Source organism: Pseudomonas cannabina (assembly GCF_900100365.1).
In the GTDB taxonomy this organism is placed as follows: Bacteria; Pseudomonadota; Gammaproteobacteria; order Pseudomonadales; family Pseudomonadaceae; genus Aquipseudomonas; species Aquipseudomonas cannabina.
This window is the reverse complement of sequence record NZ_FNKU01000002.1, coordinates 136334-161032: the sequence shown is the minus strand read 5'-3', so window position 1 is coordinate 161032 and position 24699 is coordinate 136334. Positions and strand designations below refer to the sequence as shown.

The window sequence follows — 24699 nt, the reverse complement described above, 5'->3', positions numbered from 1 at the left end:
TCAAAATCCCACAATTTGCAGCCGCAGGCTGCCCAGTTCGGCCTGCTTTTGGTGGTGTTCGGTGTTTCGCTAATTACATTTTCAATATCGCACCTGATCCCTGGTGATCCTGCCCGGCTGATAGCAGGCGACCGTGCCAGTGACGCCTTGGTTGCGGGCATACGTCATCAGTTGGGATTGGATCTACCGCTATATGAACAATATGGTCGTTATGTGATTGACCTGCTGCACGGTGACCTTGGGACGTCGATACGAACTGGCCGTCCGGTGCTTGAAGACTTGCAAGCGTTTTTCCCGGCTACATTGGAGTTGGCGCTGGTAGCACTAGTTCTGGCGATTTTGGTCGGTGTGCCGCTTGGCGTATTGTCAGCCGTGTATCACAACCGTGCCGTAGACCATATAGCCCGTACCTTGGCGGTGACTGGAATCTCCACCCCGGCTTTTTGGCTCGGCCTTGGTGCAATTGTTCTGTTTTACGGTCATCTTGGCTGGCTGCCTGGGGGCGCTCGGTTGTCCGATGGGCTCGCGCCACCACCTGCAAACAGTGGCTTTTATCTGATCGACTCTTTAATCGCGGGTGATGGCCGATTATTTCTCGATGCTGCGGAGCATCTGATTCTCCCAGCAGCAACTCTAGGGTTCGTGACCCTTGGTGTTATTGCACGACAGATTCGTTCGGCGATGCTCGATCAACTGGGTGAAGACTACATCCGTACCGCACGCGCTTATGGACTGTCCCGATGGACCGTTGTCCTGCGCCATGCGCTCCCCAACGCTCTGATCCCCTCCGTTACCGTCCTTGGACTGACTTTGGGGGATTTGCTGTACGGCGCAGTACTGACCGAAACAGTATTTGCCTGGCCAGGTATGGGGGCCTATGTCGTTAAATCGATCCAGGCGTTGGACTTCCCTGCGGTGATGGGCTTCGAAATCATGGTTTCATTCATTTATGTACTGTTGAACATGGCGATTGATCTTGTATATCGCGTGATTGATCCACGCATTGGCCAGGTGAATTGATATGTTCGTAAACCAGACTAATCGCGCCCGGTTTCATGCAAAAATCGCCTATTTGGCCCACCACGTTGGCCGCAGCACGCTGACCATGGCAGGTATTGCAATTATCTTTCTGGTTTTGCTGTGCATGGTCTGTGCGCCTTGGCTTACCAGCCACGACCCTAACGCATTGAATCTAGCTGAACGCCTGTCGCCACCGACCTCGGCTCACTGGTTCGGCACAGACGAGGTCGGTCGTGACCTGTTCAGTCGGGTTATCTTCGGCAGCCAACAATCGGTGGGTGTTGGCTTGTTCGTGGCATTTGCATCCTGTTTCATCGGCGGAATACTTGGATGCTTTTCAGGGGTTATTGGTGGACGTTGCGATGCGGTCATCATGCGCCTGATGGACATCATGCTATCGGTACCGTCGCTGGTATTGATCATGGCTCTCGCAGCTGCTTTGGGCGCGAGCCTGTTCAACGCGATGCTGGCTATCACCCTCGTACGAATACCCTCCTACGTGCGGCTAGCTCGTGGCCAAGCGTTGAGCATTCGACATCAGGGGTATGTCAAAGCAGCCCAGACTTTCGGTGCCAGTCGCTGGCACCTAATGCACTGGCACGTAGCACGTAACGCGATGCCGCCTTTACTGGTGCAACTGAGCATGGATATCGGGAGCGCGATTCTTATGGCTTCAGCCCTAGGATTTATCGGCCTGGGAGCGCAACAACCTACGGCAGAGTGGGGCGCGATGGTCGCCACCGGACGCAACTACATCCTGGATAACTGGTGGTACTCGGCCTTTCCGGGTTTGGCAATTCTGATTACGGCCACTGGCTTCAATTTGCTGGGTGATGGCGTGCGCGATCTGCTCGATCCACGGCAACAGGGGAAATGACCATGCAGATTTCGAATCCAGTGCTGGCCATCGACAATTTGTACCTAGAGTTTCCTAGCTATAAGCACAACGTCAAGGCCCTTAACGGATTGTCGTTGCACATCAATCCTGGTGAAATCGTAGGTGTCGTTGGTGAATCCGGATCGGGCAAGTCGGTGACTGCCATGTTGAGCATGCGCCTGCTGCCTGAGCGCAGCTACCGCGTGACTGCCGGCAGCTTATATATGCTCGGTCGAGACATGTTGATGGCTCCTGAAAAGGATCTACTAAAAATCCGGGGCCGCGATGCATCGATGATTTTCCAAGAGCCAATGACTGCCCTAAATCCGACACGGCGCATAGGCCAGCAAATGCTGGAGGTGATCACCCATCACCAGAAAATAAGCTCCCTAGAAGCCCGTATCAAGGCGATAGCACTGTTGCGCGATATGCACATCGCTACGCCAGAACAGGTATTGGAGAGCTATCCTTTCGAATTATCAGGAGGCATGCGTCAGCGCGTAATGATCGCGTTGGCTTTCTCCTGTGAACCAAAATTGCTGATTGCAGACGAGCCCACCACTGCACTGGACGTAACCGTGCAACGTCAGGTGTTGCTGCTGCTGCGAGAAAAAGCTCGGCAACGAGGCACCGCCATTCTGTTTATTACTCATGACATCGCATTGGTTTCGCAGTTCTGCGACCGGGTGTACGTAATGTACACGGGTGCTGTGGTTGAGGAAGGGCACACTGCCGACGTCATCGGGAATCCACAGCATCCCTACACGCAAGGGTTACTCAGATGCCTTCCAGAAGTGGTAGAGCCTGGTGATTCGCTGCTGACTATCCCTGGTCATGTGCCGAGCCTAGCCTTCTTGCCAATGGGCTGCACGTTTCAGGAGCGTTGCGCATACGTCCAGCCTTATTGTGCAAAACGCCCGAAGCTCAATGCAATCAGCGATCAACATAGCTGCGCGTGCTGGCTATCGCTGAAGGAGTGTTCGCTATGAACAATGCCACCATTCATACCATTGCTAAAGAGGCTGCCACCGTTCTTCAGCTGAACGAAGTTCGTGTTCGTTTTCCCGTCAGTAATGACTGGCTTGGACGGCCACGGGGATATGCACACGCTTTGAATGGCATTGACCTTCAGGTACGAGCTGGTGAAACGTTGGGTATTGTAGGAGAGTCTGGTTGCGGTAAAAGCACATTGGCCCAGGTATTGCTGGGCTTGGTGGCACCCAGCAGTGGTGAGCTGAAGTGGGCCGAGCGACGCGGCGAAGGTAGCAGTAATATTCAAATCGTTTTACAAGATCCTCAGTCGTCACTTGATCCACGCCTTCCCATCTGGAAAATCATCACTGAGCCCTTATACGTGCGAGGCAATGCTCCTCGTGAACAGATGAGGGACGTGGCGGCAAGAGTCGCGGCCCAGGTCGGCATTCGCCCAGAATATATTGACCGATTCCCCCACCAGTTTTCCGGAGGGCAGCGGCAGCGGATTGCGATAGCTCGAGCCATTTCTTCTGATCCAGATATTATTGTCCTGGACGAGCCTACATCGGCATTGGATATATCGGTTCAGGCACAGATACTCAATCTGCTAGCGGAGCTGCAAGAGACACGAAAGCTCACATACATCTTGATTTCGCACAATGTATCTGTAGTACGTCATATGTCTACGCGGATAGCAGTGATGTACTTGGGGCAAATCGTTGAGCTTGGTGGCGCAGCTCAAGTTCTGGATAAGCCATGCCACCCCTATACCCAATTGTTACTCGAAGCTGTCCCACGATTAGGTGCGGCACCGAAGACTGAATCAATCGCAGCTCCCATCGAATTACCAGGTAACCGCAAGCTACCAAGTGGCTGTTTCTTTCGGGACCGCTGTAGCCAGCACACAACCGGGTGCGATAAACCTCAATCATTGATCGAGAGTGAAAGACAATTTGTACGATGTCATTTGCAAAAACGATAATTAATCTTTGGAATTGTAAATTGCGGAAAGCTGGGAAGGAGGATTAAGGTATGATTGAAGAAGTAGCAAAGAAAGCTCAAGAGCTACATTCCTTGTCTGAAATGGCAAGGATATATTTTTATATAGCGAGTGATGATGTTATTTATAAAGATGAAGAGTCTTTGAAGTGTCAAGCTACCCGGTGCAGAAGGATTCGACAAATTATCGACGAGCTTTCAGTTGAAAGTGCTAATATTTTTGACTTTTAAGTCAGTCTAGATCAGGGTCTAAGCTTTTTGCATGATCAATTATTTTTTCCAAGATTACCGGGGAGTCGATTTTCATTCCTATTAGGGAAAGCTGCGATCTTAAGCTAATTAGCTGTTGTCGGATTTCATCATCTTGATTTGGGAGTAACTCAGCTGGAGATACCTTCAGGGCAGTGGAAAGCTTAATCAATTGTTCAATGCTGGGCATGTGTATGCCTCTTTCATATCGTCCGATGATAGGAGCATCACACCCTATCAGTGCGGCTAACTCAGCCTGACTCAGGTCGGCCATTTTCCGGAGGACCTTGATTTTTGCTCCGACTACGCTCCTTAGACTGTCCACAGTGTCTCCAAAAAAAATCAATAATTTCATAAGCTTGGCTTCATAAAAAGGCCACTTCTGTATCTTTAGGTCGTAATGTGTTTGCTTTTACTATCGACTGATTTATTTTGTTCCCTAGAAATCCATCTCCTGTCGGTCACCCATTACCCAGAGATGGATGGAGCTGGTTCTCATCAGCACATCACTCGCCCCTGCGCTCAGCGGTTTGGGAATTCGAAAGAGCGCCTGATCGAAAGGTTCTGAGTATGAAAAATTGGCGTGTTTTGATGCACAATTCTTCCGTGTATCAGTCACTTATCACGTCGATCGAGCGGTTGGATGTGGAAGTGTATTCCCCCGAAAGCATTACCTACCGCAAACGTCCTGATCGCCCTTCATCGACAGAGAAGGTGGTGCGTTTGTTTCCTGGCTACCTGCTGCTGCGCTTCGATCCCCAAGTGACGCACACCACCACCATCACCGCGTTGAACGGCGCCCGTGGGTTTGTTCAGTTCGGCGGTCAAACGTGTGAGTTCGGCGGTCAAGCGTGTGTCATGCAGGACAGCACAGTAGAGGGCTTGAAGGCAGCGGCTTTGGTTCGTTCCAACCGTGCGCTTGATTGCATCGAGTTTCGTAATTTGCCGACAGAGCTGGAAAAAACGCTGCGTCTGATCATCGACATGAAATCTGAAGCTGCGCGTAGAGCGGCTTTCCTTGCGCTCCTGGCCCAGGACGCAGCGCTGGAGCGCCTTGTCAGGCGCCACGGAACCCTTTGCTATTCGAGGGTACGTGCCGCCTAGGCATTACCACTTCCCACGATTTTCCATTTCACCGCCGGGCTTTGCCAGGCGGTGTTTTTTTGCGTTCACACAATATGTAGGAGTTCCCATGGCGCCATCTGAAGAAGCAACCACCAAGACCACCAGCGTCTACATTAAGCCGCTCAGGGTCGATGCGCTCAACAAAGCCGCCATACGGGTGAGTTATGAAACCAACAGTCCTCGGCAAATCTCTCCTTCCGTAGTGGCTCGCTACCTGATCGATAACTTCCTGGAAGCGGCTATCCAAAAAATGGTTGATGACTCCAAAAGGTAGTCATTGAGGAGGTCGCAATGCAAAAGAGACTCCTTTTTTCCGTGCTGCTCATCTCTCTGTCAGGGTGCAGCCATCCGACGGCCAAGTTCGCACAGGAACCGGCGGGGGAACGGGTGGATGAGCTGATCCGACAGAGCGCTTCTTCGGTGAGCCAGGCGCAGAGCCGGTTGCACCAGACCAGCGCTGTTCCTTCCTTTGCTCCCGTGTCAGCACAGGTCAAAACGACCGCTAAAGCACAGGCTCCCGCAGTCAAAGCTCCCGTCAGGCCTGTGCCTGTTGCCGGGGGTTAGCCATGCGCTGCCTATGGCTGGTTTTGGCATTGTCGGCGCCGTTGCAGGCCTCTGCTTTCTGCTTCCAGGAGGCTGGCCAGCGCTATGGAGTTGATCCGGTGCTACTGCAAGCGATCGGCATACAGGAAAGTAAGCTGCAGCCTGATGCAGTGAACCTTAACCGCGATTCGTCTGGAAAAGTGCTCAGCACCGACTACGGCGTCATGCAGATCAGCACGCGCAACGCTAACCGGCTGGTCAGGATGGGACTGATCACGCGAGCGGAGGACCTGCTCACCAACGCCTGCTTTAACGTTCAGGCGGGGGCTTGGGTACTGGCTCAACATCTTCGTGTGTGCGGCAATACCTGGCGTTGCCTAGGTTCGTATAACGCAGGCTTTGACCCTTCGCAACGCCAGGAGCAACGGCGCCTGCATTACGCGCAGCAAGTGCGCAACGTCTACGACCGCCTCAAAGCATTGGGCGCTGCACCGGCCCACCTCGCTATCCGTTAATGACTGCGCCCGGTTTGGGGTGTCAGGAGACTATCGATGAAATACTCCCTTTGGGCTGCGCCGGCGGCGGCATTGCTGCTGTCTGGCTGCCAGAGTTTTTGTGAGAAGCCGCCGGCGGCTCCTACGCCTTCTGCGACAGCTGCGCCGGTACTTGATCGGGTTGCGTTACAGCAAGAAACGCTGTGGATGGAAGGTGTGATCAATACACGGTCAAGCCTGCCGACCGATGCTATCCGTGCTCAGAGCGATATGGTCGCGGTTGACTGGAGCGGTGACGCGATTGAGCTGCTGTCCCATCTGGCCCGCCAGCGCGGTCAGACGTTTGCCTGGACCGGCGTGCGCCTGCCCTTGCCGGTGAACCTCAAGGTCAATGGAATCTCCTATGCGAATCTGTTGCGCCTGATCGAGATGCAAACAGCCTGGCGTGCGACCCTGACCCAGCTTCCAGGGCAACTGACCCTGGCCTTTGCGCAGGCGGAGCCTGCCAAGAAGGCGGGAGGGCGTCAGTGAAAAAATCAATTCTGACGCTTGTCCTGTTGCAGGGCCTGCAAGGGTGTGGACATACGCCACCTTCCACACCCTCCGACACGCCGGCGCCATTGGAAAGCTATCTTGCCCCCGTTGACCCGCCGTCAGCAGACGTGACCGAATCGCGGCGACAACTGCTGGAGGAATCGGGACGCAATACAGGGTTTCGCGGCGGTAAGGCTGAGCGCGCGTGGGAATTACGCCAGGCATTGGAGGGGCAGATCGGGCGACTCAATGGCCTGTATGACTTTCGGACCCTGATCAGCCGTGAAGGCTGGCTACCGCCGGTCATCGACGAGGCGGTGGACGTGGCCCATATCACGCCACGGCAGATACGCACTGCGAGCCATGTTTACGAAATCATCGTGCCCGAACGGTTCGTCAGTAATCCACCGTCGTGGCGTACCTGGTTGATGGCGGGCCTGTCATCGTCGAGCCCTGATGACGCCGTGTCAGTCACACCTGAAAACCGTTTGCAGAAGGCGCTTTGGCAAGCGGCGGTCCGCTAGGGCTGGGGTGAAGGGCGGCAAAGTGCCGATCAGATCCTTGAAGCCAATTTCAACCGCCTGACCCGAGATTACCGGGGCATGCTGATGTACTCGCAGTTACTGCGTCAGGGGTTCATCACGGCGCCGGTCGTCACGGATCAACAGCAGACCGTGACGGGGGATCGGCAGAAGCTGACCACGGGCGATCGCGTACGAAGCCTCAAGGAGAACGCCGGCTTTGTTCCTGACAAAACCCAGTGGCATCCGGTGATACGCAAGGTGCAGCCATGACCCAGACGACACAGACAATGGATTTTGCCCCCTACGCTTTTGAAGACGGGCTGAATGCAGACACCTTGCGCGATTTTTTCGTCTGGTGTGCACGGCAGTCAGCCAGCGACATTCACATCTAGGGCGGTAACCACCTGGTGGTCGGGCATCAAGGTCGCTTGCGCCAGGCCAGCCGGTTTGTGCTGGCTGACGATACGTGGTCCAAGCTCCTCGATGATCTGTTCAGCCCTGAAATCCGGCCGACGGTACGCGGTGGTCGCCCTGTAGACCGGGCCATACAACTGGATGGCGACATCAACCAGCGCTACGGCCTGGAGCGTGGCGAGCGATTACGCTTTCGCTGCAACTTTGTGCAGGCCACTGCTGGGCGGCTGGACGCCACCATCGCCCTGACGATGCGGATCATTCCATCTGATATCCCGGATCTAACAAAGATGGGGCTGGAAGAAGATCTGTTCGAAGCGTTGTTGCCGTCCAATGGTCTAGGGCTCATTGGTGGAATCACGGGGTCGGGTAAAAGTACCCAGGCGGCCGCTATCTATCGCTTTTGCCTGGACACCGATCCTGACCGCAAGGTGACCACGATCGAAGACCCGATCGAATTCATTCTCGCGCGTCCAGGGGATGTATTGGCCTCGACGCAGCTGCAGATAGGTCGAGACGTTGCCAACTATGCCGAAGGCATTCGGGCAGATCTTCGCCGGGCACCGTCGATCATCGGGGTGGGTGAAATGCGGGATTTGGAGACCTTCCAGGCCGCCGTTTTGGCCGGACAGGTGGGCCATTTCAATCTCAGCACCTTGCACATCCATTCACCTGGAGAGGCCATTCCACGGTGCCTGACCATGGTGCCCTCGGAAATGCGCGAGGCTACGGCCCACGATCTACTGAGCGTTCTGCAATACATCATCGTGCAAAAGCTGCTGCGCACCACCGATGGCAAACGTCAGGCCGTGCGCGAATACATCATCTTCGATGATGGGCTGCGCGCCAAGCTGGCCAGCATGCCTTACCCCGAATGGGGTCGGCATATCGACTCCATTATTCGCTTGGAGCAACGACGCTTCGCTGATCAGGCCTGGCGTCTTCATCTGGAAGGTCGCATTGACCGGCGTGAACTGGCGGTGGCCATGACCGCCTCGCAATTGCGGGAACTCGAACAGCGGGCCACGCCATGATTGAGCTTTTGGTGCAGTTTAGTCCCGCCAGTCTGGCAAACAAGGCGTGGCCCAGTTCGGGTGGAAGCACTGCTCGACCTGAAGCCGACCTTCGAAATGCAGGCAAGGATGCCCCCCATCCCTAGGTAATGCGGAAACCACAAGGCCTGCTCGACGCAGCGTCAGACCCTCTATGCGCAACGCGCGAAGGAATTGAAATGAGCAACAAATTCGAAGAGATAGAGACACTTCGCTGCCTCCTGGCAGGCAGTCGGGACCGGATCAAATTCCTGCAAGGCGAAATCGCCAGATTCGAATCCATCTTTGAGCCGACGCATCTCATGTGCCTGCGCGGCGGAGAGAAGTTACTGGAGCTGTGCGCTCCTGATGGAAAGTTCATAGGTGTTTCGTGGAACGACATGGCGCAGGTACTGGCAGCAATAGTGCAGGCTTCGCCAATTGGTTCTGGCAAGGCTCCGAAAATCGTCGACTCACTCCAGGCCGAGATCGAGCAGCTGAAGGCCGAACTGGCTGGGTCGGAGAAGGATAGTCGGGAGCAGATCGATCAGGTCAAGAAAGCCTATGAGTTTCTCATGTTGTGCCGCCAGGACAAGACCGACACAGCCATAGACGCCGGTGCCATGCGTGATGCAAACGAATGGCTCAAGGTTGCCGCTGAAAATCTCGGTGCAGTCCTTTGCAAGCCTGCCAAGAGGGGCCACGCCATGACTGAGCCTTTGGTGCAACAAGCACAAGCGCATCGAGAAGTACCCAGCGCTCTTGAACAGAGTGCCGAGTCATGACTGCCCTATCGGCGTTAACCAGACCGCTCAGTCGTGGGCTGCTGGCCTCGGTGCTGCTGTGCAATCTGTCCTTTACCGTTCAGGCGGCGGAAATCCAGGTGGGTTTTTCACCCGAGGGCAGCGCGGAGCAGTTGGTACTCAATGTGATCCAGCGAGCCCGGCAGCAGATACGGCTGATGGCCTACAGCTTCACCTCTCCAAGCGTTGTCAAGGCGTTGGTGCAAGCCAAACGGCGCGGCGTCGATGTACAGGTGGTGGTCGATGCCCATGGCAACGACAACAGGGCCAGTCGCGCTGCGATGAACCTGCTGGCCAACGCGCAAATCCCTGTGCGCACCAACGGTGCGTACAAGATTCAGCACGACAAGGTGTTCATCACCGACGGCCAGAACGTCGAGACCGGCTCGTTCAACTACTCGGCCTCGGCTGCCAAGGCCAACAGCGAAAATGCGGTGGTGATGTGGGACGTTCCTGCGGTGGCCAGCGTGTACCTGGAGCATTGGCAATCACGCTGGGTACAGGGCCAGCCTTATCAGCCGACTTATTGAGGAAGGTGTGATGAAACTACTAGGGAGGGGAACGTCATGTGCCAATACGCTCAGCAGTGCTGCTCAACCCGAGACGAATGCAAGGCCTTCCGAGACATTGAGGAACAGATCGGCCATTGCACGCCCGATCAGGCCTGGGGCATGTACTTCGTATCGACAGGGAGCGTGCGTGAAAACATCAGACTGGCAGTAATGAAACACATCGCCCAGGGCAACAAGGCATTGCTGGTTGAGTTCCCGGAACTCGCGCCGGCAAAAAAAGGAGATCACGAATCGGGCTAGCGGCCCAACCGCAGCATAGGAGTCATCCATGTCTGACCAGCAACTGCAACCGAGCTATTGGCGCGACGCCTCACGCCTTCTCAATCTCTACGGCATACCAGCCCCCTTGTTCTTGTTGTACCTGGCGTGGTTTCGCTTCCCCAGCATGATCACGCTCTGCGTCATCACCGCCATTATTGGCGGCTTTCGGCTGCTCTCGTTCTTTGGATGGACGTTCCAGGTCCTGGTGATGCGACTGGCTTACCTGATGCGCGGCAAGCGCATGTCCGGTCGGCCCTGGTGGTATCGACGCTTTACCGAAAGGGGGGAGCGATGAACTTGCTATTGCAAATGGCGCCCATAATGGAGGCGAGAGACAATGACGTTAACCATTGATCATGCGAAGAAGTTAGTGATTGAATTCTGTGCGACCTACCCGGTAGCGTCCACCATCAGCTACAAGATCAGAGAAACCCAGGAGGAGCTTTATGGACCGCAAGCCACCCGAGAAGCCGCTGGAACCATCCTCGGTTCATTTCGTCCAGGAAGAGGACGAGCCGAATTTGCCATTTCCAACTTTCGTGACGAGGACCACTTTAGAAGAACTCTTAGGCACGAAGTACTCGGACATTATGGGATCAACACCTTCAACCCCGCCGAAAAACGAGCGGTCCTAGAAGGCGTCATCCAGTCACGCAATGATCCGGGCATGGCTGCTCTCTGGGCTGAGGTTGCCAGGATTTATCCTCAGTTGACTGACTCAATGAAGGCAGAGGAAGTTTTTGCTTTTGCCTGTGAAAGGATTGTTTCACCAATCCGTGGCAACGTTGCCGAGGGTGCCCGTTCTTTTCGCGAAACCTGCATAGAGCGTACGCGTGCGATGCAGGTCAGTGACCTCATCAACCTCACGACGATGGTGGCCGAAGGGTTGCACGACCGCAGCCGGTCGCAACAGAACTTCCCGGCGTCGGACAATGCCCAGTTCAAGATTGAAACAGCCCCTCGCACATCCGAATACCCGGTTTGGCTGGCTGTGCCGCCTGATGATCGTGATAAGGCTCGTCTGTCTGCCGGACGACTCAGTGACGGTCGTGCGGCCATTGCCTGGAACAAAGAAGAAAAGCTTTGGTTTGCCAGACCTGGATGTGACCTTGATCGCATCACCGCCTGGTTGCCTGATCCAAGCCGCCGCGCTGGGGGTGGTGACGCCGAATCAGAGTTTCTAGATGTACTGACTCAAGCCGGCCTGGTCGTCAAAGGCATGCCGGTGATGGACGGTAGTCGGCAGCGTGTCGCGACGGTCGATGACAAGCACGGCAAGAAAAGCGGCGTCTATTGCGGTTTTCTGGATCGTCGCCCTGCTGGCTGGTTCATCAACTACCATCGTGCCGATTCGCCCAAGGATGTGACCAACTGGGCGGCGACTGGCGGTGAGTCTGATCCGATCACCCGCCTGCACATTCGGGCCGGGGCCAAGCAAGCCCAGGAAGACGCCGCTCGTGATCGCGCTGTTACCTACGCCAAGCAGACGTTGGCTGCCAAGAGACTTTACGACCGGCTGCCCGCCGCAGACCCTGCGCACCCCTACCTGGTGCGAAAGGGAATACCCCCGACGCCCGACATTCGTCAAACACGAAACGGTGCCCTGGTGGTGCCGTTTTTTAATGCCTCGGGAACGTTCAAGACGCTGCAGTACATCCCACCCGAGGGTGAGAAGTTCCTCTTCAAGGATGCTCCCAAACAAGAGCATTTCCTGGTGGTGGGCGGCCCGCTCGATCCGGTTAACCCCATTCTGTATGCCGAGGGTTATGCCACGGCGCGCAGCCTGAACCTGGCCACCGGCCTGCCGGTGGTGATGACCATTGACGCAGGCAACATGGTGGCGGTGGCCAAGGTGCTGCATCAGCAGTATCCCGACAGTCGGCACCTGTTCATGGCGGATTTCGATCATGCCAAGGACGTGAACAAGGGGTTGATCATGGCCAATGAGGCGGCCATAGCGGTGGGGGGCCAGGTTCTGTATCCAACGTTCAACGACGCTGAAATTGCCCTTGGTTTCACGGACTTCAACGACCTTCACCAATCACGAGGACTGGACGCGGTGCGCGAACAGACAGCTCCCCTGATTCGACAGTATGAAGAGATAACTACCATGCCGACAGATTCGCACACTCAGTCTCCGGACAATACTGAGCAAAAGGTAGCCACTCCCGCGCAAGAAACGCTGGAACTGGATGCAGCGCCTGCAGCTTCAATACAGGTCCCGGATCAATCCGCACCGCCGCAGACCCGTAGTTCTCAACCGGTTGCATCTGAAGCGTCATCTGTTGAAAGCCAGTCGCCCGAAACTGCCCAGGTCACTGAAGCACCGGTTGGCATTGATGACGCGCAGGTATCCACCCAGCCACCTTTGGCGTTGTCACCTGCTGAGCAACTGGCGTCGGTAGAGGCCGATCCTGACGCTTCCGCGATCGTTGACGAACAGCCCAAAGCGACAATGTCTGTGGCGACAGACCGCAACACGCCGTCTGACGCGCCTGAACTCACCCAGCCTACCTCGGCGGAGGTCGTGCCAGAGCAGTCTAACGAAACCGCTCAACCAGATGCGCGCTCTGCTCAACAACAGGCACCGGGAGAGGCCGACCCAGGCTCTTCTGCCAACGTGGATGATCAGAAGAGGGCGGCGGCACCTGCGGCGACAGACCAAGAAATGTCCTCCGACGCGCCTGTACTCAACCGGCCACCTTTGGCGGCGGCCGAGCCAGAGCAGTCAAACGAGACAGCTCAACCAGCTGCGCCTCCTGCTAAACAACAGGCGTCAGTAGAGGCTGATCCTGACACTTCCCCCGTCGCTGAGGATCAACCGATAACCGCACCGGCAGGGCCTGCTCAAAACGAAGATAATGAAAGCCTTTCAGACGTGGAGGTTCCGGTGTCAGGGGCCCTGCCGCGTCGTTTCACCACAGCACGTAAGACCGGCCCGGCGGTCGTACCGGATGCCATCTTCGTAGGGGCTCCGATTGGTGCCGACGAGCCACAACCGCAAGCCAGCAACATCGACAAAGACGCTCTGTTGGCCCGCATCAGCCGCGAGGTTCAAGGTGACAACTCGGTGCTCTACAAGCTCGATGCCGAGCCTGCTTTCGTTGATCGTGGGTCGCGCCTGGAGATGGCCCAAGGCGCAGGTCAGGACGATGAAAAGGTGATAGCTGCGTTGCTCACGGCAGCACGGTTCTACCGGGGGCGCATCGAACTGACCGGCAGTGACGAATTCAAGGCAAAAGCCATCGGTCTGATTGCTCAGCACCAGATCAATGTGGAGATGAAGAACCCTGCGCAGCAAATGTTGCTGGACGATGCCCGTAACGCTTTGAAACAGCCCCCTGTAACGCTTGATGCCATTCATGGTGATACCCCACCGCCGTATGGTGGTCCACAGCCTTCACAGGCGCAGCCCTCGGCACCGCAACCTCAACAAGCCGCGCCGGCATCGGGGCATTCGTCTGCGACCGCGTCGGCAAGTACTGCTTATCAGCCGCTGGACGTTGAGGGTCTGCAGCGGCCACTGGTTCAACCTGCACCACCGGCACAGCCCGACGCACCGGTCATCAATCCGCCCTCGGCAGCTCCAGCATCGGATCAGCCTGCAACGTCAGCGAATCAGCAGGTGTCGCCCGCCATCCATCAGCCTTTCCAGGCGGCCAAGGATGGCGTGACAGGCAAGATCCTCAAATGTGGCCAGCAGCCGTTTCGTTTTGAGCCAGACAAGCCCGTGAGCACCTTCATCACACTGCGTACCAAGAACGGTGTCGAGACTTTTTGGGGCAAGGAGCTGGCGGGGCTGCTGCGCCAAACCCGTGTGCAGCCAGGCAAAATGGTGACGTTGCAGTGGCTGGGCAATTTTCCGGTTACCGTCAAGGTGCCCCGCAAAAACGAGCAGGGCGTCACCGTGGGTTACGACGATAAAGACGTCCATCGCAACCAATGGGCCCTTAAGGTAGAGGGTAACCCCGCAGTGCGTTCTGGCCAGGATGAGGGCGTCAAACTCGGCGCCTATGACGCCGGGCGTTTCGCCGTGGTGCAACAAGCCTGGCTTGCGCAACTGGGCGTAGAGGCTCCCTTGCCCACGCCACCCACTGATGGCCTGTATTGGTTGACCCCAAACGGTGAAGGCAGCGCAAAAACGGGTGACGAGCTGTCAGCCCCTCGGCCGCCGATCGACCCCAACAACACAGCGGGACAACCCGTCATCAGCAGTTGGTCACAGGATGGCCATCTGGACATGTACCTGGTGCGCGGCGATGGTCCCTATCTGCAAGGTGTGGTGCGTCAGGGGGACCAGATTCAGCATGTATTGGTGAGTCTTCCAGGCCGTAACGATGGGCCGTCGATGGTGTTTAACGCCATTACCCCCGAAGGCCTGCTGCCGATCGGCACGGGCAATGGCATCAACCGCTCTGGTGGCGAGCCGGTTTCGAGAGAGCACATTGCTTTTAAGCTCGAAGGCGACAGCGCTGTGCGCATTGGCAAGCTTGACGCGCCTGGCGAGGTGCCCCCGACCTTGCACGCCCTATTGGGCTTCGATCAGCGCTGGAAAGAGGAAAACACCCTCCCAAAGTCAGCTCCCACAGCGGCACCGTCAGTACAGCCGAGCGATCCACGTCCGGTGTAAAACGCAAACAGCAAAGGAACTCATCATGAAGAAAAGCATGTGCGGTGCACTGCTGATGGTTGTGTGCTGCCTGCCCGTTGTGGGAAACGCAGCAGTGTGCCGCTCAGGACAAGCGGCCAGTGTGGGCAGTCAGACTGCGTATGAGCGGGCCAAGAAGGCGTCGGACGTGTGGGCAGAGCGCGAGCGCACCGTCTCAGACGAACTCCAGGATTGCTTGTCGCGCATTCGCACCACCAGCATCAGCCTTCCCTCGTTTCCAAGCCTGGAAGACCTGATGAACCAGGTGGCCGATCAGGTATGCCAAGCGGCGGTGGACAAGATCAACAGCCACATCCCCAGCGGCTCGGACCCGTGGCAGTCGGTAGGAGGTTCATTGTGACTGACTCATCAGAGAAGTTGCTGCCCGTGGAAGAGTCTCTGGAAATACCTCACCTCCCCACGGCGGAAGATCAGCACACGTTCGAGCATGCCATGCAGTTGCAGCGTGACCGTGCGTTAGGTGCGGCATTCGCCCATCGCTGTCTGACCGCAGTGCTCTGGATGGCACCTGCACTGGTGCTATCGGTCAGCGTGAATGGCTACTTGGGCTGGCAGGTCGCCCATCCTCCGGTGAAGTACTTCGCGGCCGAGGGTGGTCGCGTGACCAAGATCATCCCTACGGACAAACCAGGGCATAGCAGGCGTGACGTGTCGGCCTTTGGGGCCGACACCATTCGCCAGAGCTTCACTCTGGACTTCGTGCATTACCGCGATCAGATGACCCAACTGGGCGAGCGCTACTCGGAAGTGGGCTTCCAGGACTATTACAAAGCCTTGGTGGCCTCGAACCTGCTCAAAGCGGTCAAGGATCAGCGCATGAACCTCTGGGTAGACGTTGGCCCAGGTGTGATTCGCGGTAGCGGGACGATCGGGGACAAGTTTGCCTGGGAGTACCAGTACCCCGTGACTTTGAAGCTGGATGGTCAGCAATCGGGCAGTCCGCCTCAGCGCTTCATTTTTACTCTGCGCATTCAGCAGACGGACGTACGCGTGAAAAACGCAGGATTGGAAGTCACGCAAGTGATTACCACCAACGCTAACTGATACGCACTGGTGCATTTAGTGCGCGTTTAATCGGCTCCGCTAGACAGGAACCTCCTATGAAAACTTCAATTGCGCTGGCCCTATGGCAAGCGGCTACGCCTAGGCGGATGAAACTGTCAGCCCTGAGGCCGCTCCGGCTAAATCTGCGGTTCCCCCCTCTGCCCCTGTTACGCCTGCTGCGGGGGCTGCACCTTCGGGCTGGGCTATGGGAGTGGGTGTGAACCCGGCAGCACAGAAAGCCGGATCGCCGGCACAAGGTAATGGCCATGTGAATGCAGCACCCGCTCAGCAACCGTCTGGAAATGATCCGCTCCCGCCGCCGCCATCCGAGCTTTTTCAAAAGGCTCAGGACAGCGTTTCTCCGCTGACTCCCCAAGAGATTCGGCAACTGCGCGGGCAGGTTGGAGAGGTTGACAAGGCCATGGCCGCACCGCAGGTCGCCATTGTGCCGAGAATCAGCGCACAAACGGTGAATCTGTCGCCGGGAGCCAGTTTGCCGCTGGTGCGCACGGCGGTGAACTACCCCACTTCCTTGACCTTTATCGACAGTACCGGCGCGCCGTGGAAACTGGGCGCCGCGCCCATCAGTGGCAACCCCGATATCACGCCGTATTACGTGCCCAATAGCCCGGTCATGGTCTTGTACGCCGAAAAGCCGTTTGCCAGCGGGAACGTCACGGTTTACCTGGAAGGTTTGGCCGTGCCGATCATGCTCAACGTCAGCAGCGGGGAGTCGGATACCAAGGCCCAGACGTGGACAGTGGACAGTCGCCTGGACTTGCGTGTGCCCAGGCGTGGGCCAGGGGCTCAGCCAGGCGCCGCTCCCGAGGTCCGTATCGGCTTGCACGATCGGGTGCTGCAGGGGTTTCTCGATGGCGTTCCACCCAAGGAGGCCAAACAGCTCAAAACCACCGGCAACGTGCCAGACACCACGGTGTGGCAAATGGGTGACGACCTGTACATCCGCACGCGGGCTGATATCCGGGACGAGTTCGAATCCACGTTGTCGTCGGCAGACGGTACGCATCTCTGGAAATTACCCGTGACGCCCTATGTGTCGTTCTCAGTCATGGGCCACACAGCGGCCCTCAACGTCGCCTTGGAGTAAGCATCATGGCAAACGAAAACGATGCCAAACGCGACATGAAACTCACCGCAGCGCTGGTTGGAGGCGCATTGGTGGTCGTTCTTGGTGGTGCCTATTGGCTTTGGGACTGGCTGGCCAGGCCTGAGCCGGCGCAATCGAAGGTAGACCTGGGTCGAGTAGCACAAGCTTCGCGCAGCCACAGCACTGAAAGCCCTGCCTATCGCGATCTGCTCAAGCAATACAACGAGGAAGGGGCCAGCACGGCTAAAAACGAAAACAGCAGCTTCATTGCCAGTATGCCCATGGAGCAGACGAGCGTGATGCTGCCTGTGACGAAGGCCAAGCCTGCCCCTCAGGCAGAGCCTACCGCCCGGCGTAGCCGTACTCGTCAGGACGAGAACTCAAAAGACTCCGAAAAGAAGGAAGACCCGCGTCTGAAGGCATTGCTAGAACGGATCAATCCTGAAAAAAAAGCCGAAGAGCGGCAGTCCGGACTGGTCTTCGCCCATGTTTTAGGGGGAACTAACGCTTCGAATGGCTCAGGCGATACGACCACGGGTTCTGCTGGAGGCTATGACAGCTGGAGTGAAACCCTGCCGGGAGGTGCCAAGCTGAAAACCGCTTCCATGAAAAGCACCGCAGAACCCTATTCACCTGTCGAAGTGGTGCCGCCCTACTGGCGCGGGGCTGGCGTGATCGATATCGGTGTGGATTCGGACAACAGCACCACGCCGGTGCTGGGCAAGCTGTCCGGGCCGTATGCCGGGGCTGTGCTCAAGGCACCCGAGGGCGCCAGGTTGGCCGGTGATGGTGTGGTGATCCACTTCACTGAAATGGCCTTCAAGGGCGTCAATTACAAAGTCGATGCCTATGCGCTTCAGGACGACACCCTGTTGGCCAACGTGGCTTCTGAAGTAAACCACCGCTACATGTCACGCATTGTGTTGCCAGCGGTACTGGGCGGCATTGGCAATATCAGCGACATGTACTCACAAGCCAATACTCAGGTCCTCAGCAATGGCTTTTCCACCCAGACCGCTCGACCAGGCATGCCGGATGGAACGGCGGTCGCCGGTACCATTCTGGGCGGTGCCGCCGGTCAGGCGGCCAAAGTGCTGACTGAAGACGCCGCCCGCACCCCGGCTACCCAAGTCAATGTGTTCAAGGGGCAGGTGGTCGCGATTCAGTTCATGCGAGGCGTATACGCAGGTGATGCCGTTGCCCCAGGGCGAAGCGGTGAGACGGTGCAACCTGCGGCTCCCGCTCAGGCCGTCATGTCGGCACAACCGCAGTCCCCAGCTCAACCGCTGACGCCTGATCAATGGCGTGCGCAGACCCAGACGCGAATCCAGGCGCAGCGCAAGCTGCAGGAGAGTCAACAATGAGCGAGTTCAGTCCAGCAGAGCCCAAGGCATCGACGATTGAAATGCCGGCTCCCACCCAGGCTCCCAGTCGTAGCGTGTGGCAACGCCCGATCATCATGGGGCTTTCACTGCCCTGGCTGATCGGCATTGCCCTGTTATTGGCACTGGTTGGCTGGTACTTGTTTGCCCGCGAAGAAAACCCGTCAGTCAATCGCCTGGCCTTTGAAAATGACTTAGAACAGCAGCCTTTGCCCGCTGAACAGTCGAGTACCCACCCTGTTGCAGCCGCTGCCGAGTCTGATTTGGGCCAGTTCAAGAACGAGGTTGCGGCCATGATCGGCGGGGTGCGTACCTACGCAGAGGTGAATCGCACCGCGATCCAGCGCTTGTCCGAAACGATCAAGACTCAGGGGGTTGCACAACAGGCGCTGCAACAGCAACTGGCCGAGGCACAAGCGCAAAACAGCGTCTTGTCAGCACGTCTGTCCTTCCTTGAAGGACGACCCGGCGCGACGACCACGACACAGCAGGCCAGCAAGCCAGTCGCTAAAACACGTTCGCCGTTGAATGGCATGCGCGTGCAAGCCATTCAGAACGGCATGGCCTGGGTGTACTGGCAGGACAAGACCTGGGCCGTCAGTCCCGGCGAGAAACTGGGCCAGGTGACCGTCACCGGCATCAATCCCCAGGCCCGCGAAGTGCTGACCAGCGCGGGCACAATCAAATGAGGTAAATCATGGACGGCAGTACTGACGCGATTCAAATGTTGGTCAATCTGTCCCACAACCTGCTGAGTTCCATCGTCAACCTGGCTTTTACCCTGGGCGGGTTGCTGGGTGTGACTGGGGCGGTGACCTATCTTGCGACTCACGCTAGCGCGGCTCGCAAAGCACCTGGCCATGCGGAAGGTGGCGGCAAGGTCATCGCCGTGTTGTTGCTCTGTGGTGGCCTGGCCGGCCTCGATCAAATGATCAGTGCTGCCGCCCGCCAGTTTGGTTGGCAGGGCGCGACCTTCGATGCCATCAGCTACGTGGACGTGGGCACCTTTGGTGTCGCAGCCGATGCGGCCAATGCCGTGTTAAGTCTGGTGCGCATGCTGGGCGTCTGGTTCGCGCTGCAAGGCATGTTGTCCTGGAAACGCTCGTTCAAGGACGGGCATACGGGCCTATCGGCCAGTCAGGACGTTTCAAGCGGTACCCTCAAGTTTGTCCTGGGCGTTTTCTGCGTATGCAGTCCGTACCTGCTTAGCGCCCTGCAAAAATCTCTCGGCCTGCTGTAAGCAGATTGGGATGTCAAAGCGCCTCGGCGCACCTTCGATAGTTACACCCTACTGATTAATCCCTAGGAGTTGGTTATGTCCAAAGACGTAATGCTGTGCGCTGCTGTTCGCTTGTCTGTTTTCAAAGACGGTCTGCGTCAACGCGTGTTGAAGGGCCTGACGGCAGCGATGGCTGCCAACCCAGTGCTGGCTTTTGCCGGTGCCGACATTGCCGGGATGGGTAATTCGGCAGCTGTAGGCGCCACGTCGCTGAGGAAATCTGCACTGACCATCGCTCAGTTTGTCGGTGTGATCTTCGTGATCGGTGGGCTGGTCGCGGCCAAGAACAAGAAAGACAACCCGCAGATCAAAATCGGCGCGATCGTCGCGTCCATCCTGTTCGGGGTATGCCTGGTGGTTGTGCCTGAAATCATCAAGCGCTCACAAGCGCAGGTCGGCCTGGCACCCGTGGATGTGGGCTAAGCCAACCCTCCTGCGGTGACTTCGGTCATCGCAGGGCTACGGTTCAAGGGTATTGCTGACGGGCGTGGAGGACGTTGACGATTTCAATTCGATCAGTCACCCGGTAAACCACTACGTAATTGGGGTGTACGACCATTTCCCGAGTACCATAAACTTGCCCTAATCGGTACAGATAAGGGTGTTGTGGAAGGGCCGTTGTAGACGCCTCAATAGTCTGGTTCAGCCTCTCGGCTGCCATCGGATTTTGATCAGTGATGTAGTTCAAAATGCTCCAGAGTTCGGCACGTGCTTCGGGCCGCCACTCAACCAGCATTATGCTTATTCTTCTTGGACTCGATGAGTGCACGCATTTCAGACATCACCTGATCGTGGGGGATGTTGGGACGTGGGTCATCGAGTGATGCTTGGACCTTGGCCCGAAACCACCTGTCATAGCTGTCTGCTTGTTCCTGTGTTTCGAACTCGGAAACGATGGGGGAAAGTTGGGTGCTCATAGAGACCTCCTATTTAGATACCCAACAGCTTAAACCTTCCGGGTCTTTCTGTCGTTTGGCCCTGACCACGTGCACCATTGCGGGTCAACCGCTGTACTCCTGACGCAAACCTGCGGCGGCTAGCCGTTCATGCCAACTAACCACGACTTTTCCTAATTCTGAACATAATCCAGAAGGCGAACCTATGGATGTCGATCTATCAGCTCCCCCCTTGAATACAGCGTTTCAACCTAACCGTTATCAACCTTCACTGACCCCCCTGATGCTCGATGTCAGCGGTGATCCTGAAACGCCGGTACCGGCTGCTATGCCGGGCGAGCAGTGCGCTTGCTGCGGACTGTGGACCCAAAAGCTGTGGCAGGGGGCTCGATCAGGGTTTACCGCCTCCCATGCCGTTTGCACCCTGTGCTACCTGGCCGGGCACCTGGACAGCCCTACGGCGGCTCACGGCGTGCTGGCCTACCTGCCCGGTATGGCCATGACGGATGTGCATCACCTGCAGCGCCGTGCGCTGATTGCCATTCTCGGCGGTACCCGCACGCAGCGTGCCCAAGGCAAAAGGGTTCTGCTCTGGCTGGCTCGACATGGCCGTGAGGTGGAACAAGCCTGGGGCACAACACGTGCCGGCGAATTCGCCATGGCCTTTCAGCGTCTTCCTCCTCACAAGCGCTCGACCCTTCGAAACCGCCTGGAAGGCTGTGCCCTGATCCTGCCGGCGGACATGTTCGAGGATCTGTCGCTATTACTGCCCACCGGCAAAACGGTCGCGGGGGCACTTTCCTCCCGCAGCTGGGACACCTATAAACGGAGTGACTTTTATGCCGAGCTTGATCCGTTGGGTTGAAGACCTGATCACAGAAACCTCCCGGTTTGCCGTATCACGCGATCTGCCCGACTATTGCGACTTGAACACGGTACTGCGTCTGACGGACGACGATCGCACTCGCCACCCAGCCCTCAATGCCCCGTATGTACTGGTCAACGACGATGGCGATTACTGCTCGGTGTATGCCGTTGCCGGCAGTTTTTGTGACACCGACGAAGCGGCACCCCTGGAGGCCCCTTATTCCTGGGCAGGCCGCTTGGAGCGCATGATGCATGCGCTGACAGCCCACTATCGCCGACATGGACACAAAATCAGCCTGGTGTTCGATGATGACCCTGATCGAGGCCGCGAGGACGTCGAACGCCTGCTGGCCCCTCAGTACGCTTCTGTCAAACGGACCGGCATCGACTTGACGCCGATCCTGGACGAAAACGTTGAAAAGCTGGCCCCCTGGGTTTCGCGCGAACGCTGCTACCTGGTGTGTTACACCGGGCGCAAGACGCTCTCGGCGCATGAACTGATCGACGAAAATCGCCGTATCAAGCAATTGATCGGGCAAAGCCCGGATGCACGGTATGGACAAAATCCGGTCCTGGCTGAAATGGCCGGCCTGAAAATTCGCCACGACGCCTTCATGAGCGCTGTGGAAGCTGCCTTTAAAGATGACGGCCAGGGTGTGCTGCTGGAACTGCTCGATGCCCATGCAGTGGGCCAGGCGCTGCGCGCTTAAGTGGACCGGCTCGGTACCAGTGAGCATTGGTACCCGCTGCTCCCTGATGATCCGATCACCCCGCACGGTGTACGTAACGGCGACGATCACACACCGTTTCTGGCCCCGCAGCTGAAGTTTCAGCTGATGAACCAGGACATGGAAACCAACGGCAACAAGCTCTGCGTCAATGGGATGTGGCATGGGACCTTGTCTGTAGTCCTGGGGCCGCAGACGCCGCAGACCTTTGCCAAGCTCAAAGCGCTGGTCCCTCGCGGCGTGCCTTGGCGCGTACGCATGGACCTGATGCCTGGAGGCATGAAGTCGCTGGGCATGAAAAAAGGCACGTTGGACTTCATAGCGTTTGTGCCGCCGCTTCGGCCCATCTGGAACGCCATCGAAACGCTGACGAAAGTCGAGCAGCAGGAGCCGGTGTGTGTCATGACGATCATGGCATCGACCTGGGGAGACAGCCAGGCCGCAGTGACGCGCCATCTGACGCTGCTGACCCAGGCCTTTCAGGCCTGGGGGGGGGCGAGGTGACGCAAACCTTCGGCAACCCGGTACGCGCATGGGCCTCGACGCTGGTGGCTTCCAGCAAAGGCAGTGGCCCGAACCTGTTGTATCCGCCGCTTTCAGAGGCGCTGAACCTGTTGCCGCTGACCCGCCCGGCCTCGGCTTGGGAGGAGGACGGCAACGCCTTGTTCGCTACGCTCGATGGCAAGCTCTATCCGGTCGGTCTGGCCACCCCCAAGCAGAACAAGCTCACCAGTGTGGTCACCGGCTCTTCCGGCCAGGGCAAGTCGGTGCTGCTGAACAAGCTGGGCAATGTCACGGTGTCCAGCGCCCAGCAGCGTTTACCGTTCATGGCGGGGGTGGACAAAGGTTTCTCGATGCAAGGTCAAGTCGCCTTGCTGCGCGACAGTCTGCCGCCGGAGCGTAAGGACGAGGTGGTGGGCATTGTGCTGCAGAACAGCCCCAAGCATTGCCGGAACCTGTTCGATATCCAGCTGGGCGCGCGGTTTCCGATCGCCCCCGAGCGTAACTGGATCATCAGCATGCTCACGGCCATGTGCATTGATCCCTCTACCGGCAATCCGCCAAACGAACGCGATACCCGGCAGATACTGGACCGCGTCATTAGCATGGCCTATACCGCCAATGCCGAAAAAAGCCCCAGACGCTGGGGGCGCGGGGTCGTCCCCGAAGTGGACACGGCCTTGGATAAAAGCGGGTTGATCGAGCGCTATCCGGCCCATTGGTGGGATAGCAGTACCTGGTATGAGGTGCGCGATCTGTTGTTTGAAGCAGGCTTTGTTAAGGAAGCGCAGCTGGCCCAGTTCGAAGCGGTGCCGGAACTGGCTGACATGACCACCTTCCTGAACCATGAAGACGTACAGAGCGCCTATGGTCGGGTGCAACGCGATGGCAGTCAGGAGCTGTTGCTGGAGTACTTGCACCGATGCATGACTGACGCCTGCAGAGAATTCAAGATGCTGGCCGGGCGTACGCAGTTCTTGATCAGTCCACGCACGCGAGTGATCGCGATCGATCTGAACAATGTCATGGGTGATAACACCACCAATGCTGGCCACCTGAAAACCGGAATCATGTTCCTGTTTGCGGGCCAGGTGGCGGGGGGCGATTTTGTGTTGCCGCAATACCGGGATGAGCTGTTGGAGGCGGTGCCCACGCTTTACCACCCCATGCATCTCGACCGCCTGGAGCAGCTGGATCAGGAGGTCAAAACCAAGGTCTACGACGAGCTGCACAATGCCAAACAGGTGCCCTTCATCTTTCCCATGCTGGAAACCCAGGACCGTGAGCAACGCAAATTCGGCATACGCACGGTGTTGTCCTCGCAGTACGTGAGCGACTTTCCCGACGCCATTCTGAATTCGGCCAACTCGCTGTACATGATGGAGGTGGACCCCAAGGACGAGAAGCTTCTGACCGACACCATCAAAGTGCCCAAGGTCACTCTGCAGCGCTTTCAGCGTTTGGGTTCAGGTCCAGCAGCGGATGGCAGCGGCGTACCGTTTTTGGGCGTGTTCCGAATCAAGGGTGGCGGCACCCTGGCGCGCATTCTGAAAAACGCCATGGGGCCCCTGGAGCTATGGGCGTTGGGCTCTTCACCGACCGACAGCGCCCTGCGCAGGTTGTTGTATGAAGCGGTCGGCGGTTCCACGGCTCGCGCCATCCTGGCCGAAGCCTTTCCCCAGGGCACGGCAGAAAAACTCATCGCGCTGCGCCAGAAGCAAGCGGGTGAGGCGGATTCCAACAACGTGATTCGCACGCTGGCCAACGAGTTGATCAAACGGCGCGGTTACAACCTCTAGCCAAT

The 24699-nt window shown here is 57.4% G+C and carries 28 protein-coding genes and 2 pseudogenes; 27 read left to right on the top strand and 3 right to left on the bottom strand.

The window, feature by feature from the left end:
• Nucleotides 1-15: 15 nt before the first annotated feature.
• From BLT55_RS28180 to BLT55_RS28160, 5 genes are read left to right on the top strand one after another with little or no spacing between them, the layout of a single operon-like run.
• A complete protein-coding gene (locus BLT55_RS28180; protein ID WP_074801687.1) occupies nucleotides 16-1020 on the top strand; it encodes an ABC transporter permease in 1005 nt (334 codons plus the stop codon).
• 1 nt (nucleotide 1021) lies between these two features.
• On the top strand, nucleotides 1022-1897 hold the full coding sequence (gene ddpC / locus BLT55_RS28175) for a D,D-dipeptide ABC transporter permease (RefSeq protein WP_004642343.1): 876 nt from the start codon (nucleotides 1022-1024) through the stop codon (nucleotides 1895-1897).
• A 2-nt stretch (nucleotides 1898-1899) separates the two neighbouring features.
• Nucleotides 1900-2886, top strand: a complete 987-nt coding sequence (locus BLT55_RS28170; RefSeq protein ID WP_054999348.1) for an ABC transporter ATP-binding protein — start codon at nucleotides 1900-1902, stop codon at nucleotides 2884-2886.
• Complete coding sequence (locus tag BLT55_RS28165; RefSeq protein ID WP_004642339.1) at nucleotides 2883-3854, top strand: oligopeptide/dipeptide ABC transporter ATP-binding protein; 972 nt, start codon at nucleotides 2883-2885, stop codon at nucleotides 3852-3854. Before BLT55_RS28170 ends, BLT55_RS28165 begins: the two co-directional genes overlap by 4 nt.
• A 50-nt stretch (nucleotides 3855-3904) precedes the next feature.
• The gene (locus BLT55_RS28160) at nucleotides 3905-4102 is read left to right on the top strand and encodes a hypothetical protein (RefSeq protein ID WP_004642338.1); all 198 of its coding nucleotides are present in this window, start codon (nucleotides 3905-3907) and stop codon (nucleotides 4100-4102) included.
• A gap of 1 nt (nucleotide 4103) precedes the next feature.
• Here the strand turns inward: BLT55_RS28160 and BLT55_RS28155 are convergent, their stop codons facing one another.
• Entirely contained in the window at nucleotides 4104-4475 is a 372-nt protein-coding gene (locus BLT55_RS28155; RefSeq protein ID WP_004642336.1) for a helix-turn-helix domain-containing protein, read from the bottom strand.
• 215 nt (nucleotides 4476-4690) lie between these two features.
• On the opposite strand from BLT55_RS28155, the gene BLT55_RS28150 reads away from it, so the two are divergent.
• The 18 genes and pseudogenes from BLT55_RS28150 to BLT55_RS28060 all read left to right on the top strand — a co-directional run bounded on the left by BLT55_RS28150 (nucleotide 4691) and on the right by BLT55_RS28060 (nucleotide 20326).
• A complete protein-coding gene (locus tag BLT55_RS28150; RefSeq protein ID WP_005769797.1) occupies nucleotides 4691-5224 on the top strand; it encodes a transcription termination/antitermination NusG family protein in 534 nt (177 codons plus the stop codon).
• An 88-nt stretch (nucleotides 5225-5312) separates the two neighbouring features.
• Nucleotides 5313-5519 carry a hypothetical protein gene (locus BLT55_RS28145; RefSeq protein ID WP_004668200.1) on the top strand — a complete coding sequence of 69 codons (207 nt, stop codon included), beginning with the start codon at nucleotides 5313-5315 and terminating at the stop codon, nucleotides 5517-5519.
• A gap of 292 nt (nucleotides 5520-5811) precedes the next feature.
• Nucleotides 5812-6303, top strand: a complete 492-nt coding sequence (locus tag BLT55_RS28135; RefSeq protein ID WP_074801681.1) for a lytic transglycosylase domain-containing protein — start codon at nucleotides 5812-5814, stop codon at nucleotides 6301-6303.
• 36 nt (nucleotides 6304-6339) lie between these two features.
• Nucleotides 6340-6813 carry a DotD/TraH family lipoprotein gene (locus BLT55_RS28130; RefSeq protein ID WP_054068048.1) on the top strand — a complete coding sequence of 158 codons (474 nt, stop codon included), beginning with the start codon at nucleotides 6340-6342 and terminating at the stop codon, nucleotides 6811-6813.
• Nucleotides 6810-7610: pseudogene (locus BLT55_RS28125) on the top strand (type IV secretion system DotC family protein). Before BLT55_RS28130 ends, BLT55_RS28125 begins: the two are co-directional and overlap by 4 nt.
• Nucleotides 7607-8788, top strand: a pseudogene (traJ, locus tag BLT55_RS28120) (plasmid transfer ATPase TraJ). Before BLT55_RS28125 ends, traJ begins: the two co-directional pseudogenes overlap by 4 nt.
• Before the next feature lie 197 nt (nucleotides 8789-8985).
• Complete coding sequence (locus BLT55_RS33630; protein ID WP_054999213.1) at nucleotides 8986-9570, top strand: hypothetical protein; 585 nt, start codon at nucleotides 8986-8988, stop codon at nucleotides 9568-9570.
• A complete protein-coding gene (locus BLT55_RS28110) occupies nucleotides 9567-10118 on the top strand; it encodes a phospholipase D family nuclease (protein WP_054999212.1) in 552 nt (183 codons plus the stop codon). Before BLT55_RS33630 ends, BLT55_RS28110 begins: the two co-directional genes overlap by 4 nt.
• Before the next feature lie 36 nt (nucleotides 10119-10154).
• Nucleotides 10155-10400 (top strand): hypothetical protein, encoded by a 246-nt coding sequence (locus tag BLT55_RS28105; protein ID WP_054999211.1) that lies wholly within the window; start codon nucleotides 10155-10157, stop codon nucleotides 10398-10400.
• A 28-nt stretch (nucleotides 10401-10428) separates the two neighbouring features.
• Complete coding sequence (icmT, locus tag BLT55_RS28100) at nucleotides 10429-10716, top strand: IcmT/TraK family protein (RefSeq protein WP_074801678.1); 288 nt, start codon at nucleotides 10429-10431, stop codon at nucleotides 10714-10716.
• A gap of 42 nt (nucleotides 10717-10758) precedes the next feature.
• On the top strand, nucleotides 10759-15051 hold the full coding sequence (locus BLT55_RS28095) for an LPD7 domain-containing protein (protein ID WP_074801675.1): 4293 nt from the start codon (nucleotides 10759-10761) through the stop codon (nucleotides 15049-15051).
• 25 nt (nucleotides 15052-15076) lie between these two features.
• Nucleotides 15077-15430 carry a conjugal transfer protein gene (locus BLT55_RS28090; RefSeq protein ID WP_005622158.1) on the top strand — a complete coding sequence of 118 codons (354 nt, stop codon included), beginning with the start codon at nucleotides 15077-15079 and terminating at the stop codon, nucleotides 15428-15430.
• Nucleotides 15427-16134 (top strand): DotI/IcmL family type IV secretion protein, encoded by a 708-nt coding sequence (locus BLT55_RS28085; protein WP_011107031.1) that lies wholly within the window; start codon nucleotides 15427-15429, stop codon nucleotides 16132-16134. The genes BLT55_RS28090 and BLT55_RS28085 overlap by 4 nt, the downstream gene beginning before the upstream one ends.
• Before the next feature lie 217 nt (nucleotides 16135-16351).
• The gene (locus BLT55_RS28080) at nucleotides 16352-17242 is read left to right on the top strand and encodes a DotH/IcmK family type IV secretion protein (RefSeq protein ID WP_223862791.1); all 891 of its coding nucleotides are present in this window, start codon (nucleotides 16352-16354) and stop codon (nucleotides 17240-17242) included.
• Nucleotides 17243-17247: 5 nt separating this feature from the next.
• Nucleotides 17248-18606 carry a conjugal transfer protein TraO gene (gene traO, locus BLT55_RS28075; RefSeq protein ID WP_074801672.1) on the top strand — a complete coding sequence of 453 codons (1359 nt, stop codon included), beginning with the start codon at nucleotides 17248-17250 and terminating at the stop codon, nucleotides 18604-18606.
• Nucleotides 18603-19313: a conjugal transfer protein TraP gene (gene traP / locus BLT55_RS28070; RefSeq protein ID WP_007247245.1), complete on the top strand. Its 711-nt coding sequence runs from the start codon at nucleotides 18603-18605 to the stop codon at nucleotides 19311-19313. The genes traO and traP overlap by 4 nt, the downstream gene beginning before the upstream one ends.
• Before the next feature lie 8 nt (nucleotides 19314-19321).
• On the top strand, nucleotides 19322-19864 hold the full coding sequence (gene traQ / locus BLT55_RS28065; protein WP_074801668.1) for a conjugal transfer protein TraQ: 543 nt from the start codon (nucleotides 19322-19324) through the stop codon (nucleotides 19862-19864).
• A 75-nt stretch (nucleotides 19865-19939) separates the two neighbouring features.
• A complete protein-coding gene (locus BLT55_RS28060) occupies nucleotides 19940-20326 on the top strand; it encodes a DUF6750 family protein (RefSeq protein ID WP_055001140.1) in 387 nt (128 codons plus the stop codon).
• 43 nt (nucleotides 20327-20369) lie between these two features.
• Here the strand turns inward: BLT55_RS28060 and BLT55_RS28055 are convergent, their stop codons facing one another.
• Nucleotides 20370-20639 (bottom strand): type II toxin-antitoxin system RelE/ParE family toxin, encoded by a 270-nt coding sequence (locus BLT55_RS28055; protein WP_004666886.1) that lies wholly within the window; start codon nucleotides 20637-20639, stop codon nucleotides 20370-20372.
• Nucleotides 20629-20820 (bottom strand): type II toxin-antitoxin system RelB family antitoxin, encoded by a 192-nt coding sequence (gene relB, locus BLT55_RS28050; RefSeq protein WP_004666885.1) that lies wholly within the window; start codon nucleotides 20818-20820, stop codon nucleotides 20629-20631. The genes BLT55_RS28055 and relB overlap by 11 nt, the downstream gene beginning before the upstream one ends.
• A gap of 184 nt (nucleotides 20821-21004) precedes the next feature.
• Between relB and BLT55_RS28045 the strand changes: the two genes are divergently transcribed.
• From BLT55_RS28045 to BLT55_RS34185, 4 genes are read left to right on the top strand one after another with little or no spacing between them, the layout of a single operon-like run.
• Nucleotides 21005-21664 (top strand): conjugal transfer protein TraT, encoded by a 660-nt coding sequence (locus BLT55_RS28045; RefSeq protein WP_074801666.1) that lies wholly within the window; start codon nucleotides 21005-21007, stop codon nucleotides 21662-21664.
• Nucleotides 21639-22376: a hypothetical protein gene (locus tag BLT55_RS34195; protein ID WP_223862793.1), complete on the top strand. Its 738-nt coding sequence runs from the start codon at nucleotides 21639-21641 to the stop codon at nucleotides 22374-22376. Before BLT55_RS28045 ends, BLT55_RS34195 begins: the two co-directional genes overlap by 26 nt.
• On the top strand, nucleotides 22377-22898 hold the full coding sequence (locus tag BLT55_RS34190) for a hypothetical protein (RefSeq protein WP_244159026.1): 522 nt from the start codon (nucleotides 22377-22379) through the stop codon (nucleotides 22896-22898).
• A complete protein-coding gene (locus BLT55_RS34185; RefSeq protein WP_244159025.1) occupies nucleotides 22895-24694 on the top strand; it encodes a hypothetical protein in 1800 nt (599 codons plus the stop codon). The genes BLT55_RS34190 and BLT55_RS34185 overlap by 4 nt, the downstream gene beginning before the upstream one ends.
• The last annotated feature ends 5 nt before the right edge of the window (nucleotides 24695-24699 follow it).